The organism is Burkholderia sp. BCC0419 (assembly GCF_902830285.1).
Taxonomy (GTDB): domain Bacteria; phylum Pseudomonadota; class Gammaproteobacteria; order Burkholderiales; family Burkholderiaceae; genus Burkholderia.
The window spans coordinates 2,990,241-3,011,941 of record NZ_CADESR010000001.1 but is presented as its reverse complement, the minus strand read 5'-3'; the positions used below and the strand labels follow the sequence as shown (position 1 = coordinate 3,011,941).

General features: G+C 66.6%; 20 protein-coding genes and 1 tRNA gene. 10 read left to right on the top strand and 11 right to left on the bottom strand.

All coding sequences use genetic code 11. The features are described from left to right. Positions 1-21: 21 nt before the first annotated feature. From coaE to HWW87_RS13545, 7 genes are all read right to left on the bottom strand, one after another. On the bottom strand, positions 22-630 hold the full coding sequence (coaE, locus tag HWW87_RS13575) for a dephospho-CoA kinase (RefSeq protein ID WP_175820618.1): 609 nt from the start codon (positions 628-630) through the stop codon (positions 22-24). 1 nt (position 631) lies between these two features. Further along, positions 632-1,543, bottom strand: coding sequence for an A24 family peptidase (locus tag HWW87_RS13570; protein WP_175820617.1), 912 nt, complete (start codon positions 1,541-1,543; stop codon positions 632-634). 45 nt (positions 1,544-1,588) lie between these two features. Then, positions 1,589-2,794: a type II secretion system F family protein gene (locus HWW87_RS13565; RefSeq protein WP_175820616.1), complete on the bottom strand. Its 1,206-nt coding sequence runs from the start codon at positions 2,792-2,794 to the stop codon at positions 1,589-1,591. Between the two features lie 2 nt (positions 2,795-2,796). After that, entirely contained in the window at positions 2,797-4,074 is a 1,278-nt protein-coding gene (locus tag HWW87_RS13560; protein WP_175820615.1) for an ATPase, T2SS/T4P/T4SS family, read from the bottom strand. An 83-nt stretch (positions 4,075-4,157) separates the two neighbouring features. Further along, entirely contained in the window at positions 4,158-5,450 is a 1,293-nt protein-coding gene (locus HWW87_RS13555) for an HlyC/CorC family transporter (RefSeq protein WP_175820614.1), read from the bottom strand. Positions 5,451-5,591: 141 nt separating this feature from the next. Beyond that, positions 5,592-5,668, bottom strand: a tRNA-Pro gene (locus HWW87_RS13550). Between the two features lie 148 nt (positions 5,669-5,816). Beyond that, complete coding sequence (locus HWW87_RS13545) at positions 5,817-6,812, bottom strand: polyprenyl synthetase family protein (protein WP_175820613.1); 996 nt, start codon at positions 6,810-6,812, stop codon at positions 5,817-5,819. A 209-nt stretch (positions 6,813-7,021) separates the two neighbouring features. On the opposite strand from HWW87_RS13545, the gene rplU reads away from it, so the two are divergent. From rplU to proB, 4 genes are all read left to right on the top strand, one after another. Continuing rightward, the gene (gene rplU / locus HWW87_RS13540) at positions 7,022-7,333 is read left to right on the top strand and encodes a 50S ribosomal protein L21 (RefSeq protein ID WP_027783472.1); all 312 of its coding nucleotides are present in this window, start codon (positions 7,022-7,024) and stop codon (positions 7,331-7,333) included. 24 nt (positions 7,334-7,357) lie between these two features. Then, positions 7,358-7,621 carry a 50S ribosomal protein L27 gene (rpmA, locus tag HWW87_RS13535; RefSeq protein ID WP_006476999.1) on the top strand — a complete coding sequence of 88 codons (264 nt, stop codon included), beginning with the start codon at positions 7,358-7,360 and terminating at the stop codon, positions 7,619-7,621. Positions 7,622-7,808: 187 nt separating this feature from the next. Continuing rightward, entirely contained in the window at positions 7,809-8,921 is a 1,113-nt protein-coding gene (obgE, locus tag HWW87_RS13530; RefSeq protein WP_175820612.1) for a GTPase ObgE, read from the top strand. A gap of 92 nt (positions 8,922-9,013) precedes the next feature. Beyond that, the gene (proB, locus tag HWW87_RS13525) at positions 9,014-10,132 is read left to right on the top strand and encodes a glutamate 5-kinase (protein WP_175820611.1); all 1,119 of its coding nucleotides are present in this window, start codon (positions 9,014-9,016) and stop codon (positions 10,130-10,132) included. Between the two features lie 94 nt (positions 10,133-10,226). Here the strand turns inward: proB and HWW87_RS13520 are convergent, their stop codons facing one another. Next, positions 10,227-10,835, bottom strand: a complete 609-nt coding sequence (locus HWW87_RS13520) for a CNP1-like family protein (RefSeq protein ID WP_175820610.1) — start codon at positions 10,833-10,835, stop codon at positions 10,227-10,229. A gap of 13 nt (positions 10,836-10,848) precedes the next feature. Continuing rightward, on the bottom strand, positions 10,849-11,493 hold the full coding sequence (locus HWW87_RS13515; protein WP_006476994.1) for an RNA pyrophosphohydrolase: 645 nt from the start codon (positions 11,491-11,493) through the stop codon (positions 10,849-10,851). A gap of 218 nt (positions 11,494-11,711) precedes the next feature. Here HWW87_RS13515 and HWW87_RS13510 point away from each other — a divergent pair, with 218 nt between their 5' ends. Together HWW87_RS13510 and HWW87_RS13505 are read left to right on the top strand one after the other, a co-directional pair. After that, the gene (locus tag HWW87_RS13510) at positions 11,712-13,448 is read left to right on the top strand and encodes a proline--tRNA ligase (protein ID WP_175820609.1); all 1,737 of its coding nucleotides are present in this window, start codon (positions 11,712-11,714) and stop codon (positions 13,446-13,448) included. A gap of 21 nt (positions 13,449-13,469) precedes the next feature. Then, positions 13,470-14,072 carry a MarC family protein gene (locus HWW87_RS13505; RefSeq protein ID WP_089466621.1) on the top strand — a complete coding sequence of 201 codons (603 nt, stop codon included), beginning with the start codon at positions 13,470-13,472 and terminating at the stop codon, positions 14,070-14,072. A gap of 93 nt (positions 14,073-14,165) precedes the next feature. Here HWW87_RS13505 and HWW87_RS13500 read toward each other — a convergent pair whose 3' ends face one another. Continuing rightward, positions 14,166-14,717, bottom strand: coding sequence for a hypoxanthine-guanine phosphoribosyltransferase (locus HWW87_RS13500; RefSeq protein WP_006489240.1), 552 nt, complete (start codon positions 14,715-14,717; stop codon positions 14,166-14,168). Positions 14,718-14,811: 94 nt separating this feature from the next. Beyond that, positions 14,812-16,179, bottom strand: a complete 1,368-nt coding sequence (ffh, locus tag HWW87_RS13495; RefSeq protein WP_175820608.1) for a signal recognition particle protein — start codon at positions 16,177-16,179, stop codon at positions 14,812-14,814. Between the two features lie 88 nt (positions 16,180-16,267). Here ffh and ccsA point away from each other — a divergent pair, with 88 nt between their 5' ends. The 4 genes from ccsA (at position 16,268) to HWW87_RS13475 (ending at position 21,536) form a co-directional block, all read left to right on the top strand. Further along, positions 16,268-17,161, top strand: a complete 894-nt coding sequence (gene ccsA / locus HWW87_RS13490; protein ID WP_174429966.1) for a cytochrome c biogenesis protein CcsA — start codon at positions 16,268-16,270, stop codon at positions 17,159-17,161. A 13-nt stretch (positions 17,162-17,174) separates the two neighbouring features. Next, positions 17,175-17,495 (top strand): PP0621 family protein, encoded by a 321-nt coding sequence (locus HWW87_RS13485; protein ID WP_175820607.1) that lies wholly within the window; start codon positions 17,175-17,177, stop codon positions 17,493-17,495. Then, on the top strand, positions 17,492-18,082 hold the full coding sequence (ampD, locus tag HWW87_RS13480) for a 1,6-anhydro-N-acetylmuramyl-L-alanine amidase AmpD (protein WP_175820606.1): 591 nt from the start codon (positions 17,492-17,494) through the stop codon (positions 18,080-18,082). The genes HWW87_RS13485 and ampD overlap by 4 nt, the downstream gene beginning before the upstream one ends. Before the next feature lie 451 nt (positions 18,083-18,533). Then, complete coding sequence (locus HWW87_RS13475; protein WP_175820605.1) at positions 18,534-21,536, top strand: ribonucleoside-diphosphate reductase subunit alpha; 3,003 nt, start codon at positions 18,534-18,536, stop codon at positions 21,534-21,536. The last annotated feature ends 165 nt before the right edge of the window (positions 21,537-21,701 follow it).

Below are 21,701 nucleotides of genomic sequence, written 5' to 3'. Positions count from 1 at the left end.
CATCACGATTGCGCGCGACGCTTAGTGCGCGGCGGCCGCGAATCCGACATAGCGTTGGTGCAGTGCATCGACCTGCGCGGCGAGCGCAGCGGGCGTGACCGCGTCGTTGACGATCACGTCGTCGGCCGCCGCGAGGCGGGCTTCGCGCGTCGCCTGTCGCGCGATGATCGCTTCGACCTGTTCGCGCGTGAAGCCGTTGCGCCGCATCACGCGCGCGATCTGCGTTTCGACCGGGCAGTCGACGACCAGCACGCGATCGCTGCGCGCCTTCCAGGTGCCCGACTCGACGAGCAGCGGCACGACGAACATCACGTACGGGCCCCGTGCTTCACGCGCCTCGCGATCGGTCTCCGCGCGGATCAGCGGGTGCGTGATCGCTTCGAGGCGCCGGCGCGCGTCGTCGTCGCTGAAGATCAGCGTGCGCATCTTCGCGCGATCGAGCGAGCCGTCGGCGGCCACGAAGCCGCGACCGAACGCTTGCTCGATCGCCGGCATCGCGAGACCGCCCGGCGCGGTGATGCGGTGGGCAATCAGGTCGGTATCGACGAGCGATGCGCCACGGGCGCCGAACAGGTCGGCGACGGTCGTCTTGCCGCTGCCGATGCCGCCCGTGAGTCCTACTGAAAACATGTCAGCCTCCGAGCGCCGCATAGAAAGGTGTGCCGAAAAACAGCGTGGCGACACCGCCGGCCGCGAGGAACGGGCCGAACGGAATCGGCTCCTCGAAGCGCATGCGGCCGCGCCAGGTCGCGACGAGCCCGACGAGCGCGCCGGTCACCGCTGCGAACAGCACGACCTGCGGCAGTGCGGCCCAGCCCATCCACGCGCCGAGCGCGGCAAGCAGCTTCAGGTCGCCGAAACCGATGCCCTCGATGCCGCGCAGCCATTTGAACAGCCAGTAGATCGACCACAGGAACAGGTAGCCGGCCATCGCGCCGATCACGGCCGAACGCAGCGACGTGAAGGTGCCGCCGAGGTTCAGCACGAGCCCGGCCCACAGCAGCGGCAGCGTCATCGAGTCGGGCAGGTAGCCGGTCCGGATATCGATCGCGCTCATCGCGAGCAGCGCCGCGCACAGCGCGAACGCGGCAAGCGCGGCGACGGTCGGGCCGAACGCAGCGAGCGAGACGGCGGCGAGCAGTGCGCACGCGAGTTCGACGAGCACATAGCGGATGCCGATCGCATGGCCGCAGCGCCGGCAGCGCCCGCGCAGCATCAGGTAGCTGACGAGCGGGATGTTTTCCCACGCGCGCAATACGTGGCCGCAGTGCGGGCAGGCGCTGCGCGGGCGCCACAGATCGTAGCGCGGCGGATAACCGTCGTCGGGCGGGGCGCTCGCGGCGCCCGTCGCTTCGTCGATCTCGGCCTGCCACGCGCGCTGCATCATCACGGGCAACCGGTGCACGACCACGTTCAGGAAGCTGCCGATGCAAAGGCCGATGGCGACCGCGAACGCATACTGCAGCGCGGGCGGCAGCATCGCCAGCGCGAGCAGCGTGCTCTCGGGCGAATCGGAAACGGCGGACAGGGGCGCTGGCGTCATGAGGCTCAAGGTTCGGACTAAAAGGCGACAGAATCGGTTGCGATGCTACACCACGTTGCCGAGTTGAAGGATCGGCAGGTACATCGCGATCACGAGGCCGCCGACGAGGGCGCCCAGGACGATCACGATCAACGGTTCGCCGAGCGCCGCGAGCGCATCGAGGCGCGCGTCGAGCTGGCGTTCGCACAACGCGGCGATGTCGGCGAGCATCGTGTCGAGGGAACCGGATTCCTCGGCGACGGCGATCGGTTGCACGACGTCGTCCGGAAAGCAGCCGGCCGAATGCATCGCATCGGCCAGACGCACGCCGCGCAACACGCGTGCGGCGATGTGCGCGGTGGCGTGCGCGAACACCGGATGGCCGGCCGTGCGCTCGAGCGTGGCGAACGCATCGGCGAGCGGCACGCCGGCGCCGAGCAGGGTCGCCAGCGAGCGGCACCAGCGTGCGGCCGCGAACCGCTCCAGCGCGCTGCCCGCGAGCGGGGCGCGCAGCAGGCGCCGCGCGAGCGCATGACGCAGCGCGGCCGAGCGCTGGAGCGCATGTCGCGCGGCAAGCGCCGTGGCGGCCGCGCCGGCCAGGAGCACGCCGCCCCACGCCGACAGCGCGGCGGACAGCGCGAGCAGTGCGCGGGTCGGTGCGGGCAGGGCGGCGCCGAAACCGTCGAAGATCTGCCGGAAGGTCGGCACGACCCATACCATCAATGCTGCCGAGATCGCGAGCCCGAACAGGATGACGGCGGCCGGATACGCGAGCGCGGCACGCAGCTTGCGCCATTGCGCATCGGCGCGCTCGCGGTGTTCCGCGATCCGCGTCAGCACGATGCCGAGCGAACCGGACGCCTCGCCGACCTCGATCAACTGGCGATACAGCGTGCCGAACTGCGATGGATAACGTGCGAGCGCATCGGCGAAGCGCCGGCCGCCGACGATTTCGCGGGCGAGCCCCGCGGCGATGCGCGGCACGCCGTCGCGCGTGCGGGTGCGCGCGAGCATCTCGAGCGACGGCGCGAGCGGCAGGCCGGCCTGCAGCAGGCTCGCGAGCTGGCGCGTGAAGCGCGTGATGTCGCGCGCGGCGGCCGCAGGCGGACGGGCCGGCCCGCGGACGTCGAGCGACAGTACCGCGATGCCGTCGCGCGCGAGCGTGGCGCGCGCGGCCGCGGCGTCGAAGGCGATGACGATCCCGCGGCGCGGCGAGCCGTCGCGACGGCGGCCGCGCCATGCAAAGCGGGTTTCGCGCGGCGGCGTGCGCATGTTCACGCCGCGGGTGTGGCGGCGACGGCTTCCGCGATGCTCGTCGTGCCGTCCATGACGCGCGTGAATGCCGCGTCGCGCAGGGTGCGCACGCCCTCGGCCGCCACGCATTGCGCGAGTTCGCCGACGCTCGCCCGCGCGACGATGCGCTCGGCCAGCGCGGGCGATACCGGCATCGTCTGATGCAGGCCGATGCGGCCGCGATAGCCGATCCCGTGACAGGCGGAACAGCCGCGCGCGACGAACGGCCGCCATCCGGCCGCCAGCGCTGCCGGGTCGCAGCCGGCTTCCCGCAGCGCGCGCGCCGATGCGTCCGAATGCACGCGGCAGGCGACGCACAGGCGCCGGACGAGACGCTGCGCGGTGACGAGGTGCAGCGCGGCAGCGAGGTTGTACGGCGCGACGCCGATGTCGAGCAGCCGCGCGACGGCGGCCGGCGCGTCGTTGGTGTGCAGCGTCGACAGCACGAGATGGCCGGTCTGCGCGGCCTTGATCGCGACATCGGCCGTCTCCGCATCGCGAATCTCCCCGACCATGATGACGTCCGGATCCTGCCGCAACAGCGCGCGCAGCGCCGTCGCGAACGTGAGCCCCGCCTTGTCGGCGACCCCGACCTGGTTGATCCCGTCGAGCTGGATCTCGGCGGGATCCTCGACCGTGCAGACGTTGTGCGCGTCGCGATCGAGCATCTGCAGCGCGCAGTAGAGCGACAGCGTCTTGCCGCTGCCGGTCGGGCCCGTGACGAGCACGAGGCCATGCGGCGCGCGGATCGCGGCCTCCATCGCGGCGGCCTGCCGCGCGTCGAAGCCGAGGTTGGCAAGTGTGAGATCGGGCGGCAGCGTTTCGAGCCGCCGCAGCACGAGCTTTTCGCCGAACAGCGTGGGCAGCGAACTGACGCGGTAGTCGCCGCGCGTGCCGCCGTCGATCGCGATGCGCAGCCGGCCGTCCTGCGGAAGCCGCCGCTCGGCGATGTCCATGCGCGAGAGCACCTTGATCCGCGTGACGAGCGCATCGCGCAGGTGCAGCGGCGGTCGCGCCTGTTCATGCAGCACGCCGTCGATGCGCAGACGGATGCGCCAGCCGGCTTCGAACGGCTCGACGTGGATGTCCGACGCGTCGCGCACGCGCGCCGCATGCAGCGTGTCGGTCAGCAGCCGTACGGCGGGGGCATCGTCGAGCTGGGCCGCATCGAGTGCATGGGGCGCGGCGGCGGGCGGCGCGTCGGAATGCGCGGGCGACGACTGCGTGTGCAGAGGCGCCCCGGAGGAAGGGAAATGCATGTGAGCCGGCACGCTGGCCGCCTGTTGACCGTGATGCGCTGATGATCGCGCGTCGCGGGCGGCGCCGGCAGTCGGCCGTTCGGTTAGCGCGAGGCGGCGCGTCCGGTGCGCGTGCCTCGCGGCTTGAAGAGCTTGACGGTGCGTACTGCCTGATCGTCGCTGCGCATCACTTCGAGCATCACGTCGCCGATTTTCACGCACACGTCGTCTTCCGGAATTTCCTCGAGGATCTCGAGTACCAGTCCGTTCAGCGTCTTCGGCCCGTCGGTCGGCAGTTTCAGGTGCAGCCAGCGGTTCAGTTCGCGCAGCGGCATGCTGGCCGAGACGATGCATTCGCCGTTCTCGTCCCAGCCGCCCGCGCGTTCGCTGCGCGGCATCGACGTCGTGAATTCACCGATCAGTTCCTCGATGATGTCCTCGGGCGTGACGAGCCCTTCGAGTTCGCCGTACTCGTTGACGACGAGCGCGGTGCGCTGCCGGGTTTCCTGGAAGAACTGGAGCTGCTGGACCACCGGCGTGCCCGACGGCACGTAGTACGGTTCGGCGAGCAGCGTGCGCAGCGTCTCGCGGTCGAAATCCTGGTTGTGCAGCCCGGTGAGCGTCTTGCGCACGTGCAGCACGCCGAGCACCTTGTCGATGTCGCCTTCGTAGACCACCAGGCGGTTGTGATAGCAGGTTTCGAGCTGATGCAGGATGTCGTCGAGCGGCGCGTAGAAGTTGAGCGACTCGATCTGGCGGCGCGGCACCATCACGTCGTCGACCGTGATGTTCTCGAGGTCGAACAGGTTGAGCAGGATGCTGCGGTGCTTGGTCGGCATGAAACTGCTCGATTCGAGCACGATGGCCCGCAGCTCGTCGGCCGACATCCGCTGGTCGCGGCCCTTCTTCGTGTTGATGCGCAGCACCCACAGCACGCCGTTCGCGAGCGCATTGACGAACCAGACGACCGGCTTGAACACGCGCATCAGCGGGGCGATCACGAGGCTCGCGGGCAGCGCGATGCGTTCGGGGAACGTCGCGCCGACGATCTTCGGCGCGATTTCCGCGAACACGATGATCAGGAACGCGACGACGCCGGTCGCGATCGACAGCGCGAGGTTGTTGCGGCCGAACGTATGGAGCGCGAGCGAGGTCGTGAGGACCGGGATGATCGTGTTGAACAGGTTGTTGCCGATCAGGATCACGCTGAGCAGCAAGTCAGTGCGCGTGAGCAGCCCCTGCGTGGTTTTCGCGCCGAGTGCGCCCTGGCCGACGAGATGCTTCAGCCGATGGCGATTGAGCGCCATCATCGCGGTCTCGGAAATGGAAAAGAAGCTGGAACAGAGGAGAAGCAGGAAGACGGCGCCGATTTGCGCCCATAAGGGAATTTGGTCCACGCGTTGGAAAGGGCAGTGAAGGACAGGGATGGGGGAAATATAGCAGAGGCCGGCGACCGCGATGTGTCGCGCGCGACACGCGGGGCCCGCGGCGGCCGGACGAAAAAAAACCGTGCACGCGGTGCACGGTTTTTTTAAATCTGGTCGGGGTGAGAGGATTCGAACCTCCGGCCTCTACGTCCCGAACGTAGCGCTCTACCAGGCTAAGCTACACCCCGATTTTTGCTCTTCGGACTTCGCTGTCTTCGTGAAGATCGTTGCGTCGTCTCAAGCAAGAACGTAACTATAACGATGTTTTTTCTAAAAGGGAATACTTGGATGAAGAAAATTTTTGAGACAAGGCATCGCTTCCCGTTCGCGGCGTGTTTACGATTGCCGCGACGTCGAATATGAGCACAACCCGAGCAGGCTTTCCTTGTAGATCGAATCAGGAAACGCGGCAATCGCCGCTGCTGCCGCCTGCGCTTCCTGACGCGCGCATTCGAGCGTGTGATCGAGCGCGCCCGAGCGTGTGATCGCTTCGAAAATCGTGTCGAAGCGATCGGTGCCGCCGTGTTCGATCGCCTCGCGGGCGAGCGCCGACTGTTCGGGCGTGCCGCGCTCGATCAGATAGATGAGCGGCAGCGTCGGCTTGCCTTCGCGCAGGTCGTCGCCGGCATTCTTGCCCATCGCCTCGGCGGTGCCGGCATAGTCGAGCCAGTCGTCCATGATCTGGAACGCGGTGCCGATCCGGCGGCCGTATTCGGCGGCGGCGGCCTCGGTCGGTGCATCGGCGCCCGCGAGTACCGCGCCCAAGCGCGCCGACGCCTCGAACAGCTTCGCCGTCTTGTAGCGGATCACCTGCATGTAGCGCGCTTCGTCGACGTCCGCGTCGTGCATGTTGAGGAGCTGCAGCACCTCGCCTTCCGAAATGATCGTCGTTGCTTCGGACAGGATCTCCATCACGCGCATCTTGCCGACGCCGACCATCATCTCGAACGAGCGCGAGTAGAGGTAATCGCCTACCAGCACGCTCGCCGCGTTGCCGAACAGCGCATTGGCGGTCTGGCGGCCGCGGCGCAGCTCGGATTCGTCGACGACGTCGTCATGCAGCAGCGTGGCCGTGTGGATGAACTCGACGACGGCGGCCAGCACGTGCCGCTGATGCGACGTTTCGCCGAGCGCGCCGGCGACGAGCAGCAGCAACGCCGGACGCAGCCGCTTGCCGCCCGCGCCGATGATGTACTCGGCGATCTGGTTGATCAGCAGCACGTCGGACGCGAGGCTTTGCCGGATAACGCGATTCACCTGCTCCATGTCGCTGGTGATCGGGGCGAGCAGGTGGGCGGCGCTGAGGGTGGGGGAGGCGGTGGACGACGACATGATGATGGAATTGGGTGATGCCGCGGATTATAAGTCGAATCCGCGATATGCCGGTCTGTCAGACGCGCCGCGGCGCGATTTTGGCCGTCCGGCCGAGGCCCGCGCGCGGCAATTGTCGATCGGCTTTGACTTGGGTGCTAACCCCATGTATAATCACGTGTTTTCCGCGCGTGGTGTGCGGAAAAATTGGATCCAGAGTGAGGTTCTCAATGTACGCGGTCATAAAAACCGGCGGCAAGCAGTACAAGGTTGCCGTTGGCGAAAAACTCAAAGTAGAACAGATACCGGCTGACATTGACGCTGAAATCACGCTCGACCAGGTTCTCGCAGTGGGCGAAGGCGAATCGATTAAGTTCGGTGCGCCGCTGGTCAGTGGGGCTTCCGTCAAGGCCACCGTTGTGTCGCACGGTCGTCATGCCAAGGTCACCATCTTCAAGATGCGTCGCCGGAAGCACTACCAAAAGCATGGCGGCCACCGCCAGAACTACACTGAGCTGCGCATCGACGCGATCAACGCGTAAGCGCCTCGGTTAAGGAGCAATCAGATGGCACACAAAAAGGCAGGCGGCTCTTCCCGGAACGGCCGCGACTCCGAGTCGAAACGTCTCGGCGTGAAAGTGTACGGCGGCCAGGCGATCAATGCCGGCGGCATCATCGTGCGTCAGCGCGGTACGCGCATGCACGCAGGCGAGAACGTCGGCATGGGCAAGGATCACACCCTGTTCGCGCTGGTCGACGGTCACGTCAAGTTCGCGACGAAGGGCGCGGACAAGAAGCATCTGGTCATCGTTGTCCCGGCGGCTGCCTAAGTCAGGCACCCACGGGCTTCGTAGCCGAAAGGCCCCGCAGTCTTAGCGGGGCCTTTTTTTATTCGGTCGCCGGCACGCACATGCGCCCGGCGACCCTCGCGCAACCGGCGTACGATCGGCCGAACGGCAGATTGTTCAAGCGTGCCGGCGCGCGGCACAATAGCGGAAATACTGGGCGGAGTGACGAATGAAGTTCATTGACGAAGCACGAATCGAAGTCATCGCCGGCGACGGAGGCGATGGCAGCGCGTCGATGCGCCGCGAGAAATTCGTCCCGTTCGGCGGGCCGGACGGTGGCGACGGCGGCCGGGGCGGCAGCGTTTACGCGATCGCCGACCGCAACATCAACACGCTGATCGACTACCGTTACGCGAAGAAGCACCTCGCGCGCAACGGCGAGAACGGCCGCGGCTCGGATTGCTACGGCAAGGGCGGCGACGATGTCACGCTGCGCATGCCGGTCGGCACGATCATCAGCGACATGGATACGGGCGAGCTGATCGCCGACCTGACCGAGCACGACCAGCAGGTGATGCTCGCGCAGGGCGGCGCCGGCGGTCTCGGCAACCTGCATTTCAAGTCGAGCACGAACCGCGCGCCGCGCCAGAAGACGGACGGCAAGCCGGGCGAGCGGCGCATGCTGAAGCTCGAGCTGAAGGTGCTCGCCGACGTCGGCCTGCTCGGCATGCCGAACGCGGGCAAGTCGACCTTCATCTCGTCGGTATCGAATGCGAGGCCGAAGATCGCCGACTACCCGTTCACGACGCTTGCGCCGAATCTCGGCGTGGTGCGTGTCGGCCCGAGCAAGAGCTTCGTGATCGCCGATATCCCGGGGCTGATCGAAGGTGCGGCCGAAGGCGCGGGCCTTGGGCATCAATTCCTGCGCCACCTGCAGCGTACCGGCGTGCTGCTGCATCTGGTCGATCTCGCGCCGTTCGACGAAAGCGTCGATCCGGTCGCGGAAGCGACGGCGATCGTCGGCGAGCTGCGTAAGTACGACGAGGCGCTCTACGAGAAGCCGCGCTGGCTCGTGCTCAACAAGCTGGACATGGTGCCGGAAGACGAGCGCGCGTCGCGCGTCGCGGATTTCCTCGACCGCTTCGGCTGGGACGGTCCCGTGTTCGAGATCTCGGCGCTGACGGGCCAGGGCTGCGAAGCGCTGTGCTACGCGATCTACGACTATCTCTCCGAACATTCGGACGCGCATCGCGCGGCGGAGGCGGAGGATCTCGCGGCGGACGTGCGTTTCCGCGATGCGCCGCCGGCGAAGGGCGATGCGGCGCCGGGCGACGACGCCTGAACGGTGTTCGGTAACGCGCCGGGCGTGCCGCCCGGCGTTGGCGTTCAATCGCGCCCGGCCGGGCAGGCATCAGATACAGGAGACAGTGCAGGATGCGTTCGATCATCGCGGATTCGAAGCGATTGGTGGTGAAGGTGGGCTCCAGCCTCGTGACCAACGACGGCAAGGGGCTCGATCATGCTGCAATCGGCCGCTGGGCAGCCCAGATCGCTGCGCTGCGTGCGCAGGGCAAGGAAGTCGTGCTCGTCAGTTCGGGCGCGATTGCCGAAGGCATGCAGCGGCTCGGCTGGAGCAAGCGGCCGCGGGAAATCGACGAGTTGCAGGCCGCCGCCGCGGTCGGCCAGATGGGGCTCGCGCAAGTCTACGAAAGCCGCTTCACCGAGCATGGCATCCGCACCGCGCAGATCCTGCTCACGCACGCCGATCTGGCTGACCGCGAGCGCTACCTGAATGCGCGATCGACGCTGCTCACGCTGCTGCGGCTCGGCGTCGTGCCGATCATCAACGAAAACGACACGGTCGTCACCGACGAAATCAAGTTCGGCGACAACGACACGCTCGGCGCGCTCGTCGCGAACCTGATCGAAGGCGATGCGCTGATCATCCTCACCGACCAGTCGGGGCTGTTCACGGCCGATCCGCGCAAGGACCCGAATGCGACGCTCGTCGGCGAGGCCAATGCGGGCGCACCGGAGCTCGAGGCGATGGCGGGCGGGGCCGGCTCGAGTCTCGGTCGCGGCGGGATGCTGACGAAGATCCTCGCGGCGAAGCGTGCGGCGCACAGCGGCGCGAATACCGTGATCGCGAGCGGCCGGGAGTCCGACGTGCTCGTGCGTCTGGCGGCCGGCGAGGCGATCGGCACGCAACTGATCGCACGGACCGCGCGGATGGCGGCGCGCAAGCAATGGATGGCCGACCATCTGCAGGTGCGCGGCCATGTCGTGATCGACGCGGGTGCGGTCGAGAAGCTGACGGCCGGCGGCAAGAGCCTGCTGCCGATCGGCGTGATCGACGTGCACGGCGCGTTCGCGCGCGGCGAGGTGATCGCGTGTGTCGGCCCGGACGGGCGCGAGGTGGCGCGCGGGCTCACGAACTACAGCAGTGCGGAAACGAAGCTAATTCACCGCAAGCCGAGCGGCGAGATCGAGACCGTGCTCGGCTACATGCTGGAGCCCGAACTGATTCATCGCGACAACCTCGTGCTGGTGTGATCGCCGGCCGGGTTCTGTCGTTCAAATGAAAAAGCCCGCGCGATGCGGGCTTTTTCATGCGCGGGACGATGCGGGCAACCCGCATCGCGTGCCGTCAGCGCAACTGCGTCATCGCGGTGCGGTGGAACCGGATGTTTTCGAGAATCTGCCGGGTCGAGCCCTGCGGCATCTTGTTCGAACAGAAGTAGTCCTGGTAGAGCGCGGAGTGGTAGGCGTTCAGCTCGCCGTTCTCGATGCGCCGCCAGTCGTTCTCGACGGTGCGGTCCCAGCCGTTGTGGTCCGAGTTCAGGCCGGCGTACTGGCGCCATTCGTAGGTGTCGCAGCGGATGCCTTCGTAGTTCACGTTGCGCGCACCGGCCGGGCTCGTGATGACGACTGCGTAGCGCACGACGCCGTCGCTGCCGACGTCGAGCGACTTCGCATCGACGAAGAACTTGAGCGGGGTGTTCTGCGACACGTTGAACGGCAGCAGATCGCCTGTTTGCGGCAGCGGCGGCAGCGTGTCGACGGCGTTTTCCTTCCAGGTTCCCTGGCGGTCGAGCAGGTACACGAACTCGCTGTCATCCTTGTTGGACGGCGCTTTCGAGTTCGCGCAGCCGGCCAGGGCGGCCATCGCGGCGATCGATGCGAGCGCGAGAGCAATCGCTTTCAATATGCATTCCTCGTAAAAAAAGGGCGCGACACCAAGGTCGCGCCCGGTCATGCAGTCCGACTCGTCATTTGCCGACGATCACGTGGGGCGGCATCTCGTCGAGCGTGCTCGCTTCCACTTCGATCTCCGAACAGACTACCGATGTGTCGACAATCGTCAGCGTCTGGGCCTGTGCGCCAATGACGCGCGGATAGCGCGACACACGCGGCCCGCGCGGCTTCTCGGCTCGCTGCGCCGGGCGGCGCAGGAAGCGCGACAGTTCCGTCAGCGCCAACTGATAGACATCCCGCTTGAACTCGATCACCGCATCGAGCGGCACCCAATACTCGTTCCAGCGCCACGCATCGAACTCCGGGTGGTCGGTCGCGCGCAAGCAAATGTCGCAATCGCGTCCAACCATCCGCAGCAGGAACCAGATCTGCTTCTGGCCGCGGTAATGACCGCGTACTTCGCGTTTGATGAACTTGTCAGGCACCTCGTAACGCAACCAGTCGCGGGTGCGGCCGATTATCTTGACGTGTTCCGGATGCAGGCCCGTTTCCTCGTGCAGTTCCCGGTACATCGCCTGCATGGGGGTCTCGCCGTACTTGATCCCACCTTGAGGAAACTGCCAGGAATGCTCGCGGAGCCGCTTGCCCCAAAACACCTCGTTGCGCGCGTTCAAGAGGATGATGCCGACGTTCGGGCGAAAGCCTTCACGATCCAGCATACAACCACCTTCGAATCCTTTAAAATTGCTTTGATTATAAACAGATAACGGGCGCTGCGCACCGTGACGGAGCGAATCCGCACGGGGTACACCGGCTGAATTGTCCCTGATTAGTCTGCTACGTCATCTGCGCCATCGTCGTTCGCGGCGCGTCGCTTTTTCACCTTGAAACTTTTTCGGGCGCCCCGCCTGGGGGCGCCGTTTTTGGAACCGTCCGCATGAAAGCTTCCCGTTTCTTTATCGGCACCCTTAAAGAGGCACCCGCCGACGCGGAGATCGTCAGCCACAAGCTGATGGTCCGCGCCGGCATGATCCGCCGCGTCGCCGGCGGCATCTACAACTACCTGCCGGTCGGCCTGCGTTCGATTCGCAAGGTCGAGGCGATCGTGCGCGAGGAAATGAACCGGGCGGGCGCCATCGAGCTGCTGATGCCGGCCGTGCAGCCGGCCGAGCTGTGGCAGGAGTCGGGCCGCTGGGAGCAGTACGGCCCCGAGCTGCTGCGCTTCAAGGACCGCAAGGACAACGATTTCGTGATCGGGCCGACGCACGAGGAAGTCGTCACCGACATCGCGCGCAACCAGATCAAGAGCTACCGGCAGATGCCGGTGAATTTCTACCAGATCCAGACGAAGTTCCGCGACGAGATCCGTCCGCGCTTCGGCGTGATGCGCGGCCGCGAATTCATCATGAAGGACGCGTACTCGTTCGACAAGGACGCGGCGGGCCTGAACGAGTCGTACCGCAAGATGTACGACGCGTACGTGCGCATCTTCACGCGCCTCGGCCTCGAGTTCCGCGCGGTCGCGGCCGACAGCGGCTCGATCGGCGGCAACTTCTCGCACGAGTTCCACGTGATCGCCGATACCGGCGAGGACGCGATCGCGTACTGCCCGACGTCGGAATTCGCGGCGAACGTCGAGGCGGCCGAAGCGCTGCCGCTGATTGCCGAGCGCGCGGCGCCGGCCGAAGCGATGGAAAAGGTCGCGACGCCCGGCAAGGCGAAGTGCGAGGCCGTCGCCGAACTGCTGTCGATCCCGCTCGAGCGCACGATCAAGTCGATCGTGCTCGCGACCGACAACGAAGGCGCCGAGCCGACCATCTGGCTCGTGATGCTGCGCGGCGATCACGACCTGAACGAGATCAAGGTGTCGAAGCTGCCGGGCCTGAAGAACCACCGCTTCGCGACCGAGCAGGAAATCGTCGAGTGGTTCGGCACGCCGCCGGGCTACCTCGGCCCGGTCGCCACGAAGAAGCCGGTGAAGGTGATCGCCGATCGCACGGTCGCGAACATGAGCGACTTCGTCGTCGGCGCGAACGAGGTCGACTATCACATCGCCGGCGTGAACTGGGGCCGCGACCTGCCGGAGCCGGAAGTCGCCGACGTGCGCAACGTGAAGAAGGGCGACCCGTCGCCGGACGGCAAGGGCGCGATCGACATCTGTCGCGGCATCGAAGTCGGCCACGTGTTCCAGCTCGGCACCAAGTACTCGGAAGCGATGGGCGCGACGTTCCTCGACGAGTCGGGCAAGCCGCAGCCGATGCTGATGGGCTGCTACGGCGTCGGCATCACGCGTATTCTCGGCGCGGCGATCGAACAGAATTTCGACGACCGCGGCATCATCTGGCCCGAGTCGATCGCGCCGTTCGAGGTCGTGCTGTGCCCCATGGGCTATGACCGCAGCGACATGGTGCGCGAGACGGCCGACAAGCTGTACGCGGAACTCGTCGCGGCCGGCATCGACGTGATCCTCGACGATCGCGGTGAGCGCCCGGGCGTGATGTTCGCCGACTGGGAGCTGATCGGCGTGCCGCATCGCCTCGTGATCGGCGAGCGCGGCCTGAAGGAAGGCAAGATCGAGTACCAGGGCCGCCGCGATGCCGAAGCGACGCTGCTGCCGGCCGACACGGCCGCGGCGGCGGTCGCCGAGAAGATCCGCGCCGCGCTCGCACACTAAGCGCGGCGACCGGGCGACACGATGGAATACACGTTCCTGTCGGCCACCGTGCTTCTCGTGCTGATCACGGATCCGCTCGGCAACATCCCGCTGTTCATTACGGCGATGCGGGATGTGCCGCGCGAGCGGCGCGTGAAGCTGATCCTGCGTGAAGTGGGGATCGCGTTCGTGATCCTGCTGTTCTTCATGCTGGTCGGCGACCGCTTCCTGCGGATGATGAGCCTCACCGACCTGTCGCTGCGGCTCGGCGGCGGGATCGTGCTGTTCCTGATCGCGCTGCGGATGATCTTCCCGCATCCGGACGGCGCGCTCGGCAGCGATCCGCGCGCGGGCGGCGAGCCGTTCATCGTGCCGCTCGCGATTCCGGCGCTGGCCGGGCCGTCCGCGCTCGCGACGGTGATGCTGATGACGTCGCAGGCGCCCGGCAAGATGCTCGAGTGGGTCGGCGCGCTGACGGTCACGATGATCGTCTGCGCGATCACGCTGGTGCTGGCCGAGCGGATCCAGCAGTGGCTCGGCGAACGGACGGTCGCGGCGTTCGAGCGGCTGATGGGCCTCGTGCTGGTCGCGATCTCGGTCGAGATGCTGCTGGCGGGCATCCGCGCGTTCGTGCACCAGTTATAGGGCAGGCGGCGCGCGCACAAAAAAGCGGCGCTCCGGGAAACCGGGGCGCCGCTTTCTATTTATATGGCGGGTAGAGAGCGGGCAGCGCCGCGATCAGACGTTCGCGGTCAGCGCGCGGATCGTCGGCAGGTTGCGCCAGTAGCCCTTCGCGTCCATCCCGCAGCCGAACACGTAGCGGTCCGGCACCGAGAAACCGCAGAAGTCGGGGTGCAGCGGTTTCGCCTTCGCGAGCGTCTTCTCGCACAGCACGGCCGACATGAAGCGCTGCGCGCCCATGTCGAGAATGCGGTCGCGGATCGCGGCCATCGTCTCGCCTTCGTCGAGGATGTCGTCGAGTACGAGCACGATGCGGTCCTTCACCGATTCGCGCGGTGCGACGCGCCAGTGCATCTCCGGGCTGCCCTGCGTCGTGTTGCGGTAGCGGGTCAGGTGGATGTAGTCGAATTCGAGCGGGAAATCGAGATGCGGCAGCAGCATCCCGGTAAACACCGCGGCGCCGCCCATCACCGAGAGAACGAGCGGGAACGCGTCGCCGATCTCGGCGCGGATCGCGTCGGCCATCTTCGAGATCGACGCGTTGACGGCGTCGGCCGAGACGATCTCTTCGGAGTGGTCGAAAATGTGGAGGGCTTCTTCGCGGTTCATGTGTTCTGGCGGGCAGTCGGTATACAAATAAGGATGAGGCAGAACGGCAGGCGCGCGCTACGGCAAAAACCCGCGCGCCGGCCGACGGGCGGAATCAGCGCATGCCGGGCATCATGCCCTTCAGGCCGCGCATCATCTTCTGCATGTTGCCGCCCTTCAGCTTCTTCATCATCGTACGCATCTGGTCGTACTGGTTCAGCATCCGGTTGACTTCCTGCACCGGCACGCCCGCGCCGGCGGCAATGCGGCGCTTGCGCGTCGCCTTGATGATTTCGGGTTTCGCGCGCTCGGCGGGCGTCATCGAGCTGATGATGCCTTCCATCCGGCGGATCGACTTCTCGGCCTGGCCCATGTCGGCGCCGGCCGCCGCCTGCTGGAACTGCGCGGGAAGTTTATCCATCAGCGACGACAGGCCGCCCATGTTCTTCATCTGCGAGATCTGCGCGCGGAAATCGTTCAGGTCGAAATCGCCGCCCTTCTTGACCTTGTCGGCGAGCTTCTGCGCGGCCTGGACATCGACGCCGCGCTGCGCTTCCTCGACGAGCGCGAGGATGTCGCCCATGCCGAGGATCCGGTTCGCCATCCGGTCGGGGTGGAACACCTCGAGGCCGTCGAGCTTCTCGGCGACGCCGACGAACTTGATCGGCTTGCCCGTGATGTGGCGCACCGACAGCGCGGCGCCCCCGCGCGAGTCGCCGTCGAGCTTGGTCAGCACGACGCCGGTGAGCGGCAGCGTGTCGTTGAACGCCTTCGCGGTGTTGACCGCGTCCTGGCCGAGCATCGCGTCGACGACGAACAGCGTTTCGGCCGGCTTCAGCGCGCCGTGCAGCGCGGCGATTTCCTGCATCATCGCTTCGTCGATGCCGAGGCGGCCGGCCGTGTCGACGATCAGCACGTCATGGTAGTGGCGCTTCGCCCAGTCGACGGCGGCGACCGCGATGTCGACGGGCTTCTGGTCCGGCGTGGACGGGAAGAAGTCGGCGCCGACCTGTTCGCTCACCGTTTTCAACTGCATGATCGCGGCCGGGCGATACACGTCGCACGACACCGTGAGCACCTTCTTCTTGTACTTCTCGCGCAGCAGCTTCGCGAGCTTGCCGACGGTCGTGGTCTTGCCCGCGCCCTGCAGGCCGGCCATCAGGATCACGGCGGGCGGCGTGACCGCGAGGTTCAGCTCGGCGGCCTTGCCTTCGTAGTCGCCGCCGATCACGGCGGTCAGTTCCTTCTGGACCACGCCGACGAGCGCCTGGCCCGGCGACAGGCTGCTGATCACTTCTTCGCCGAGCGCCTTTTCCTTGACCTTGGCGATGAATTCGCGGACGACCGGCAGCGACACGTCGGCTTCCAGCAGCGCGAGACGCACCTCGCGGAGCATCTCCTGCGTGTTCGCCTCGGTGAGCCGGGCTTCGCCGCGCAGCGTCTTGACGACGCGCGCCATCCGTTGAGTGAGATTGTCGAGCATGGGGAGCGATGGACAGTGGGGCCCGAAGGCGCGGCGGACCGAACAAAGGGAGCCGTCGCGGGAAGGGGGCCTAGTGTAAACTTCGAACATGGATATTGTACTGTATGCCCTCACCGCATTCCTGTACGGCGGCCTCGCCGTCGCCGGCTGGCGCGCGCACCGTCAGGGCGCGACGCCGCTCGTCGCGAGCGTGCCGGCCGTGCCGGTTCCCGCGTCCGCCGCGTCCGGGATGAGCGGGGCCGGCCGCGCGCTGCTGTTCGCTGCGCTGCTCGCGCACGGCGTGCTGCTCCACATGACGATCTTTCCGAACGACGCGATGGTGTTCGGCTTCGCGTTCGCGCTGTCCGCGATGTTCTGGCTCGGCGCCGGCATCTACTGGATCGAGAGCTTCTTCTTCCCGCTCGACAGCCTGCGCCTGCTGGTGCTGCCGCTCGCGTGCGGCGCGTCGCTGCTGCCGCTCGTGTTCGGCGGCGTGCGGGTGCTTCCTTATGCCGCAGCGCCGCTGTTCAAGCTGCATTTCCTGATCGCGAACATCGCATACGGGCTGTTCGCGATCGCCGCGCTGCACGCGATCCTGATGCTGATGGTCGAGCGGCGCCTGCAGTCGCTGCGCAGCGGCGGGCGCGACGGCTCGACGGGCTGGATCGCGAGCTGGCTCGAAACGTTGCCGCCGCTGCTCACGCTCGAGAAGCTGCTGTTCCGCCTGATCGGCGCCGGCTTCGTGCTGCTGACGCTGACGCTCGCGTCGGGCATCCTGTTCAGCGAGCAGGTCGATGCGCGCGCGTTGCGGCTCGATCACAAGACCGTGTTCGCGATCCTGTCGTGGCTGATGTTCGGCGGCCTGCTGGTGGCCCGCAAGACGTCGGGCTGGCGCGGCCGCGGTGCCGCGCGCTGGGTGCTCGTGTCGTTCGCCGCGCTGCTGCTCGCGTATGTCGGCAGCCGGTTCGTTTTCGAGGTGCTGCTGCACCGCTCCGTGGTTTGACCGCAGGTTTCCGATGCGACAGATTCTTCTCCTGATCCTTCTCTTCTTCGCGGGTTCGTGGCTCGCGCGCAAGCTGCGTCACGCGCAGGAACAGGCGCAGGCACGCGCCGGCCGCGGCGCCGGTTACGACGGTGCGTCCGGCGCCGGTGCGGGCGCGGGTGCCGCGCGCCCGAACGGCGACGCGCGGTCGCTGCCCGAGCCGATGGTGCGCTGCGCCGAATGCGGCGTGCATGCGCCGAAGGGCGACGCCGTCGCCGCGAGCGGCGAATACTTCTGCAGCGCCGAGCATGCGCGGCGCCACGCCGCGCGCGTGGACGGCCGCGACGCGCGATGAGCGACGCGCCGGTGTTGTCGGTCGACGCGAACGGCTGGGTGCGCGAAGCGCGCCATGCGCCGTCGCCGAACTTCGAGGTGCGGCCCGCGGGTGCGGTGCCGACGCTCGTGGTCGTCCACAACATCAGCCTGCCGCCCGGCGAATTCGGCGGCGACGCGATCGAGGCGCTGTTCCTGAATCGCCTCGACTGCGATGCGCACCCCTATTACCAGAGCCACCTGCGCGGCGTGCGCGTGTCCGCCCATTTCCTGATTCGCCGCGGCGGCGAGCTCGTGCAGTTCGTGTCGTGCGACGAGCGCGCGTGGCACGCGGGCTCGTCCGAGTACTTCGGCCGCACGCGCTGCAACGACTTCTCGATCGGCGTCGAGCTCGAAGGCGCGGACGACGTGCCGTTCGACGATGCGCAATACGCGGTGCTCGCCGCGCTCTCCCGCGCGCTCGCCGCGCGCTATCCGGTCGACGCGTTCGCGGGGCACTCGGACGTCGCGCCGGGCCGCAAGACCGACCCGGGCCCGCACTTCGATTGGCAACGCTTCGCGAGCGATGCCGGTTTTTCCGCCGAATACTTTCCTTTCCGTCAGCACTGATCGCGGGGTTTTTTGAGCGGAGAAAGTTTTTTCTCCGACCAATGCCTTGCCGTGTCTGCGCGTGAGCGATGTCAAGACCTCTATCGCAAATTATCCGTTTGGACGTCCTCCGAATGTCCACTATACTTGGTGCCAGCTGAGCATTTCTGTACTAGATATAGTGTGTGTCGCAGGGGAAACCCGAGCGGCACCGGCCGGCGGGCAACGTCGGCGGACAGGGTTCTCAGGGCGGCGCGTCAGGCCGGGCGGTCCGGGCGTCGCGATCAGCGCAGCGAACATCGACGGGGCAGGGTATACATGATGAAGCACACGACCGGCCGGGTTGTCGCGCATCGACCGAACCGGCTTCCCCGGCGCATCGCTCGCCTCTTACCGCTCGCGCACCGCATTGCGCAGCGTTCGTTTTAATCCGCGGTTCTCTCCGCACCATCCAACACCAGGAGCTTTGCACATGCAAACCACCGACAACGCGACGTCCCAGTACGAGAGCGCCTCGAGCCGTCCGCTCGGCGGGACCGAACAGGGCGCGAAGGCGCTCGCGCCGCAGGCCACGTTCGCCGACTACAAGGTGATCCGCCGCAACGGCAGCGTGGTGTCGTTCGAACCTTCGAAGATCGCGATCGCGGTGACCAAGGCTTTCCTGGCCGTCAATGGCGGGCAGGGCGCGGCATCGGCGCGCGTACGCGAGCAGGTCGAACAACTGACGCACAACGTCGTGCGCGCGCTCGTGCGCAGCCGCCCGAACGGCGGTACGTTCCATATCGAAGACATCCAGGACCAGGTCGAACTCGCGCTGATGCGCGGCGGCGAGCACAACGTCGCGCGTGCGTACGTGCTGTATCGCGAGAAGCGTCACCTCGAGCGCCAGCATGCGGGCGAGGAAGCGGCGGCAGCGGGCGGCGAGTCGACCGGCATCAACGTCGTCGACAACGGCGTCACGCGCCCGCTCGACCTGAACGCGCTGCGCGCGCTGATCGTGTCGGCGTGCGACGGCCTCGGCGCTGCGGTTAACCCTGACCCGATCGTCGCGGAGACGGTGAAGAACCTGTACGACGGCGTGCCGATGAGCCAGGTCTACGACTCGGCGATCCTCGCGGCGCGCACGATGATCGAAAAGGATCCGGCGTACAGCCAGGTCACGGCCCGCATCCTGCTGCACACGATCCGTCGCGAGATCCTCGGCGAGGAAGTCGTGCAGGCCGATATGTCGACCCGCTACGCCGAATACTTCCCGCAGTTCCTGAAGCGCGGCGTCGACGCCGGCCTGCTCGACGACAAGCTGCTGCAGTTCGACCTGAAGCGCCTCGGCGAAGCCCTCGACGCGAACCGCGACCTGCAGTTCGGCTACCTCGGCCTGCAGACGCTGTACGACCGCTACTTCCTGCACGTCGAAGGCGCCCGCATCGAAATGCCGCAGGCATTCTTCATGCGCGTCGCGATGGGCCTGTCGCTGAACGAGATCGACCGCGAAACGCGCGCGATCGAGTTCTACAACGTGCTGTCGAGCTTCGACTTCATGAGCTCGACGCCGACGCTGTTCAACTCGGGCACGCACCGCTCGCAGCTGTCGTCGTGCTACCTGACGACGGTCGCGGACGATCTCGACGGCATCTATGAAGCGCTGAAGGAAAACGCGCTGCTGTCGAAGTTCGCCGGCGGCCTCGGCAACGACTGGACCCGCGTGCGCGCACTCGGCTCGCATATCAAGGGCACGAACGGCAAGTCGCAAGGCGTGGTCCCGTTCCTGAAGGTCGTGAACGACACGGCCGTCGCGGTGAACCAGGGCGGCAAACGCAAGGGCGCGGTCTGCGCGTACCTCGAATCGTGGCACCTCGACATCGAGGAGTTCCTGGAGCTGCGCAAGAACACCGGTGACGACCGTCGCCGTACGCACGACATGAACACGGCGAACTGGATTCCCGACCTGTTCATGAAGCGCGTGATGGAAGGCGCCGACTGGACGCTGTTCTCGCCGTCGACCTGCCCGGACCTGCACGACAAGTTCGGCGCCGATTTCGAGAAGGCTTACACGGCTTACGAAGACAAGGTCGCGCGCGGCGAGATCAAGCTGTTCAAGAAGATCCCGGCGGCGCAGCTGTGGCGCAAGATGCTCGGCATGCTGTTCGAGACGGGCCACCCGTGGATCACGTTCAAGGATCCGTGCAACATCCGCTCGCCGCAGCAGCACGTCGGCGTCGTCCACTCGTCGAACCTGTGCACGGAAATCACGCTGAACACGAGCGACACCGAAATCGCGGTGTGCAACCTCGGTTCGGTGAACCTCGTCGCCCACCTGGTGAAGCAGGCCGACGGCAGCTACGCGCTCGACCACGACAAGCTGAAGCGCACGATCAGCGTCGCGATGCGCATGCTCGACAACGTGATCGACATCAACTACTACGCGGTGCCGAAGGCGCGTAACTCGAACCTGAAGCACCGCCCGGTCGGGATGGGCATCATGGGCTTCCAGGACTGCCTGCACCTGCTGCGTACGCCGTACGCGTCGGAAGCAGCAGTCGAGTTCGCCGACCGTTCGATGGAAGCCGTCTGCTACTACGCGTACCACGCGTCGACCGAACTGGCCGAGGAACGCGGCCGCTACTCGAGCTACCGCGGCTCGCTGTGGGATCGCGGCATCCTCCCGCAGGACACGCTGAAGCTGCTGGCCGAAGCGCGTGGCGGCTACGTCGAGGTCGACACGTCGGAATCGCTCGACTGGACGACGCTGCGGTCGCGGATCGCCACGCACGGCATGCGCAATTCGAACTGCGTCGCGATCGCGCCGACGGCGACGATCTCGAACATCATCGGCGTGTCGGCCTGTATCGAGCCGACCTTCCAGAACCTGTACGTGAAGTCGAACCTGTCGGGCGAATTCACGGTGGTGAACGAGTATCTCGTCCGCGACCTGAAGGAACGCGGCCTGTGGGACGAAGTGATGGTCGCCGACCTGAAGTACTTCGACGGCATGCTGTCGCGCATCGACCGCATCCCGGCCGACCTGCGCGCGATCTACGCGACCGCGTTCGAGGTCGACCCGACGTGGCTGGTCGAAGCGGCATCGCGTCGCCAGAAGTGGATCGACCAGGCGCAGTCGCTGAACATCTACATGGGCGGCGCGTCGGGCAAGAAGCTCGACGAGACCTACAAGCTCGCATGGCTGCGCGGCCTGAAGACGACCTACTATCTCCGCACGATGGCGGCGACGCACGTCGAGAAGTCGACGGTCGCACACGGCGCGCTGAACGCAGTGCCGACGGGCGGTGCAGGCAGCGGCGGCTCGGGCAGCGGCGGCGCGCAAGGCGCAGCGGGCGGCTTCGGTGCGGCAGGCGGCGATGCATCGTCGGGTGCGCTCAACGCGGCGCCGGCACTCGCGCCGGTCGAAGCAGACGGTCCGGTGTGCACGATGCGTCCGGGCGATCCCGGCTTCGACGAATGCGAAGCGTGCCAGTAACGCAGCGCGCCTGACCTGAGAAGCAGGCCCGCGCGGCGCACACGACGACCGATCGAGGTTGAAGTGTGCGCCGCTCTCAACTAAAAAAATGATAAGGAATCTGTAACGCGACACCTGCGTTGCAGGCAGCGACAAGCGATCGAAACATCCCCGACGGCGTCGCGT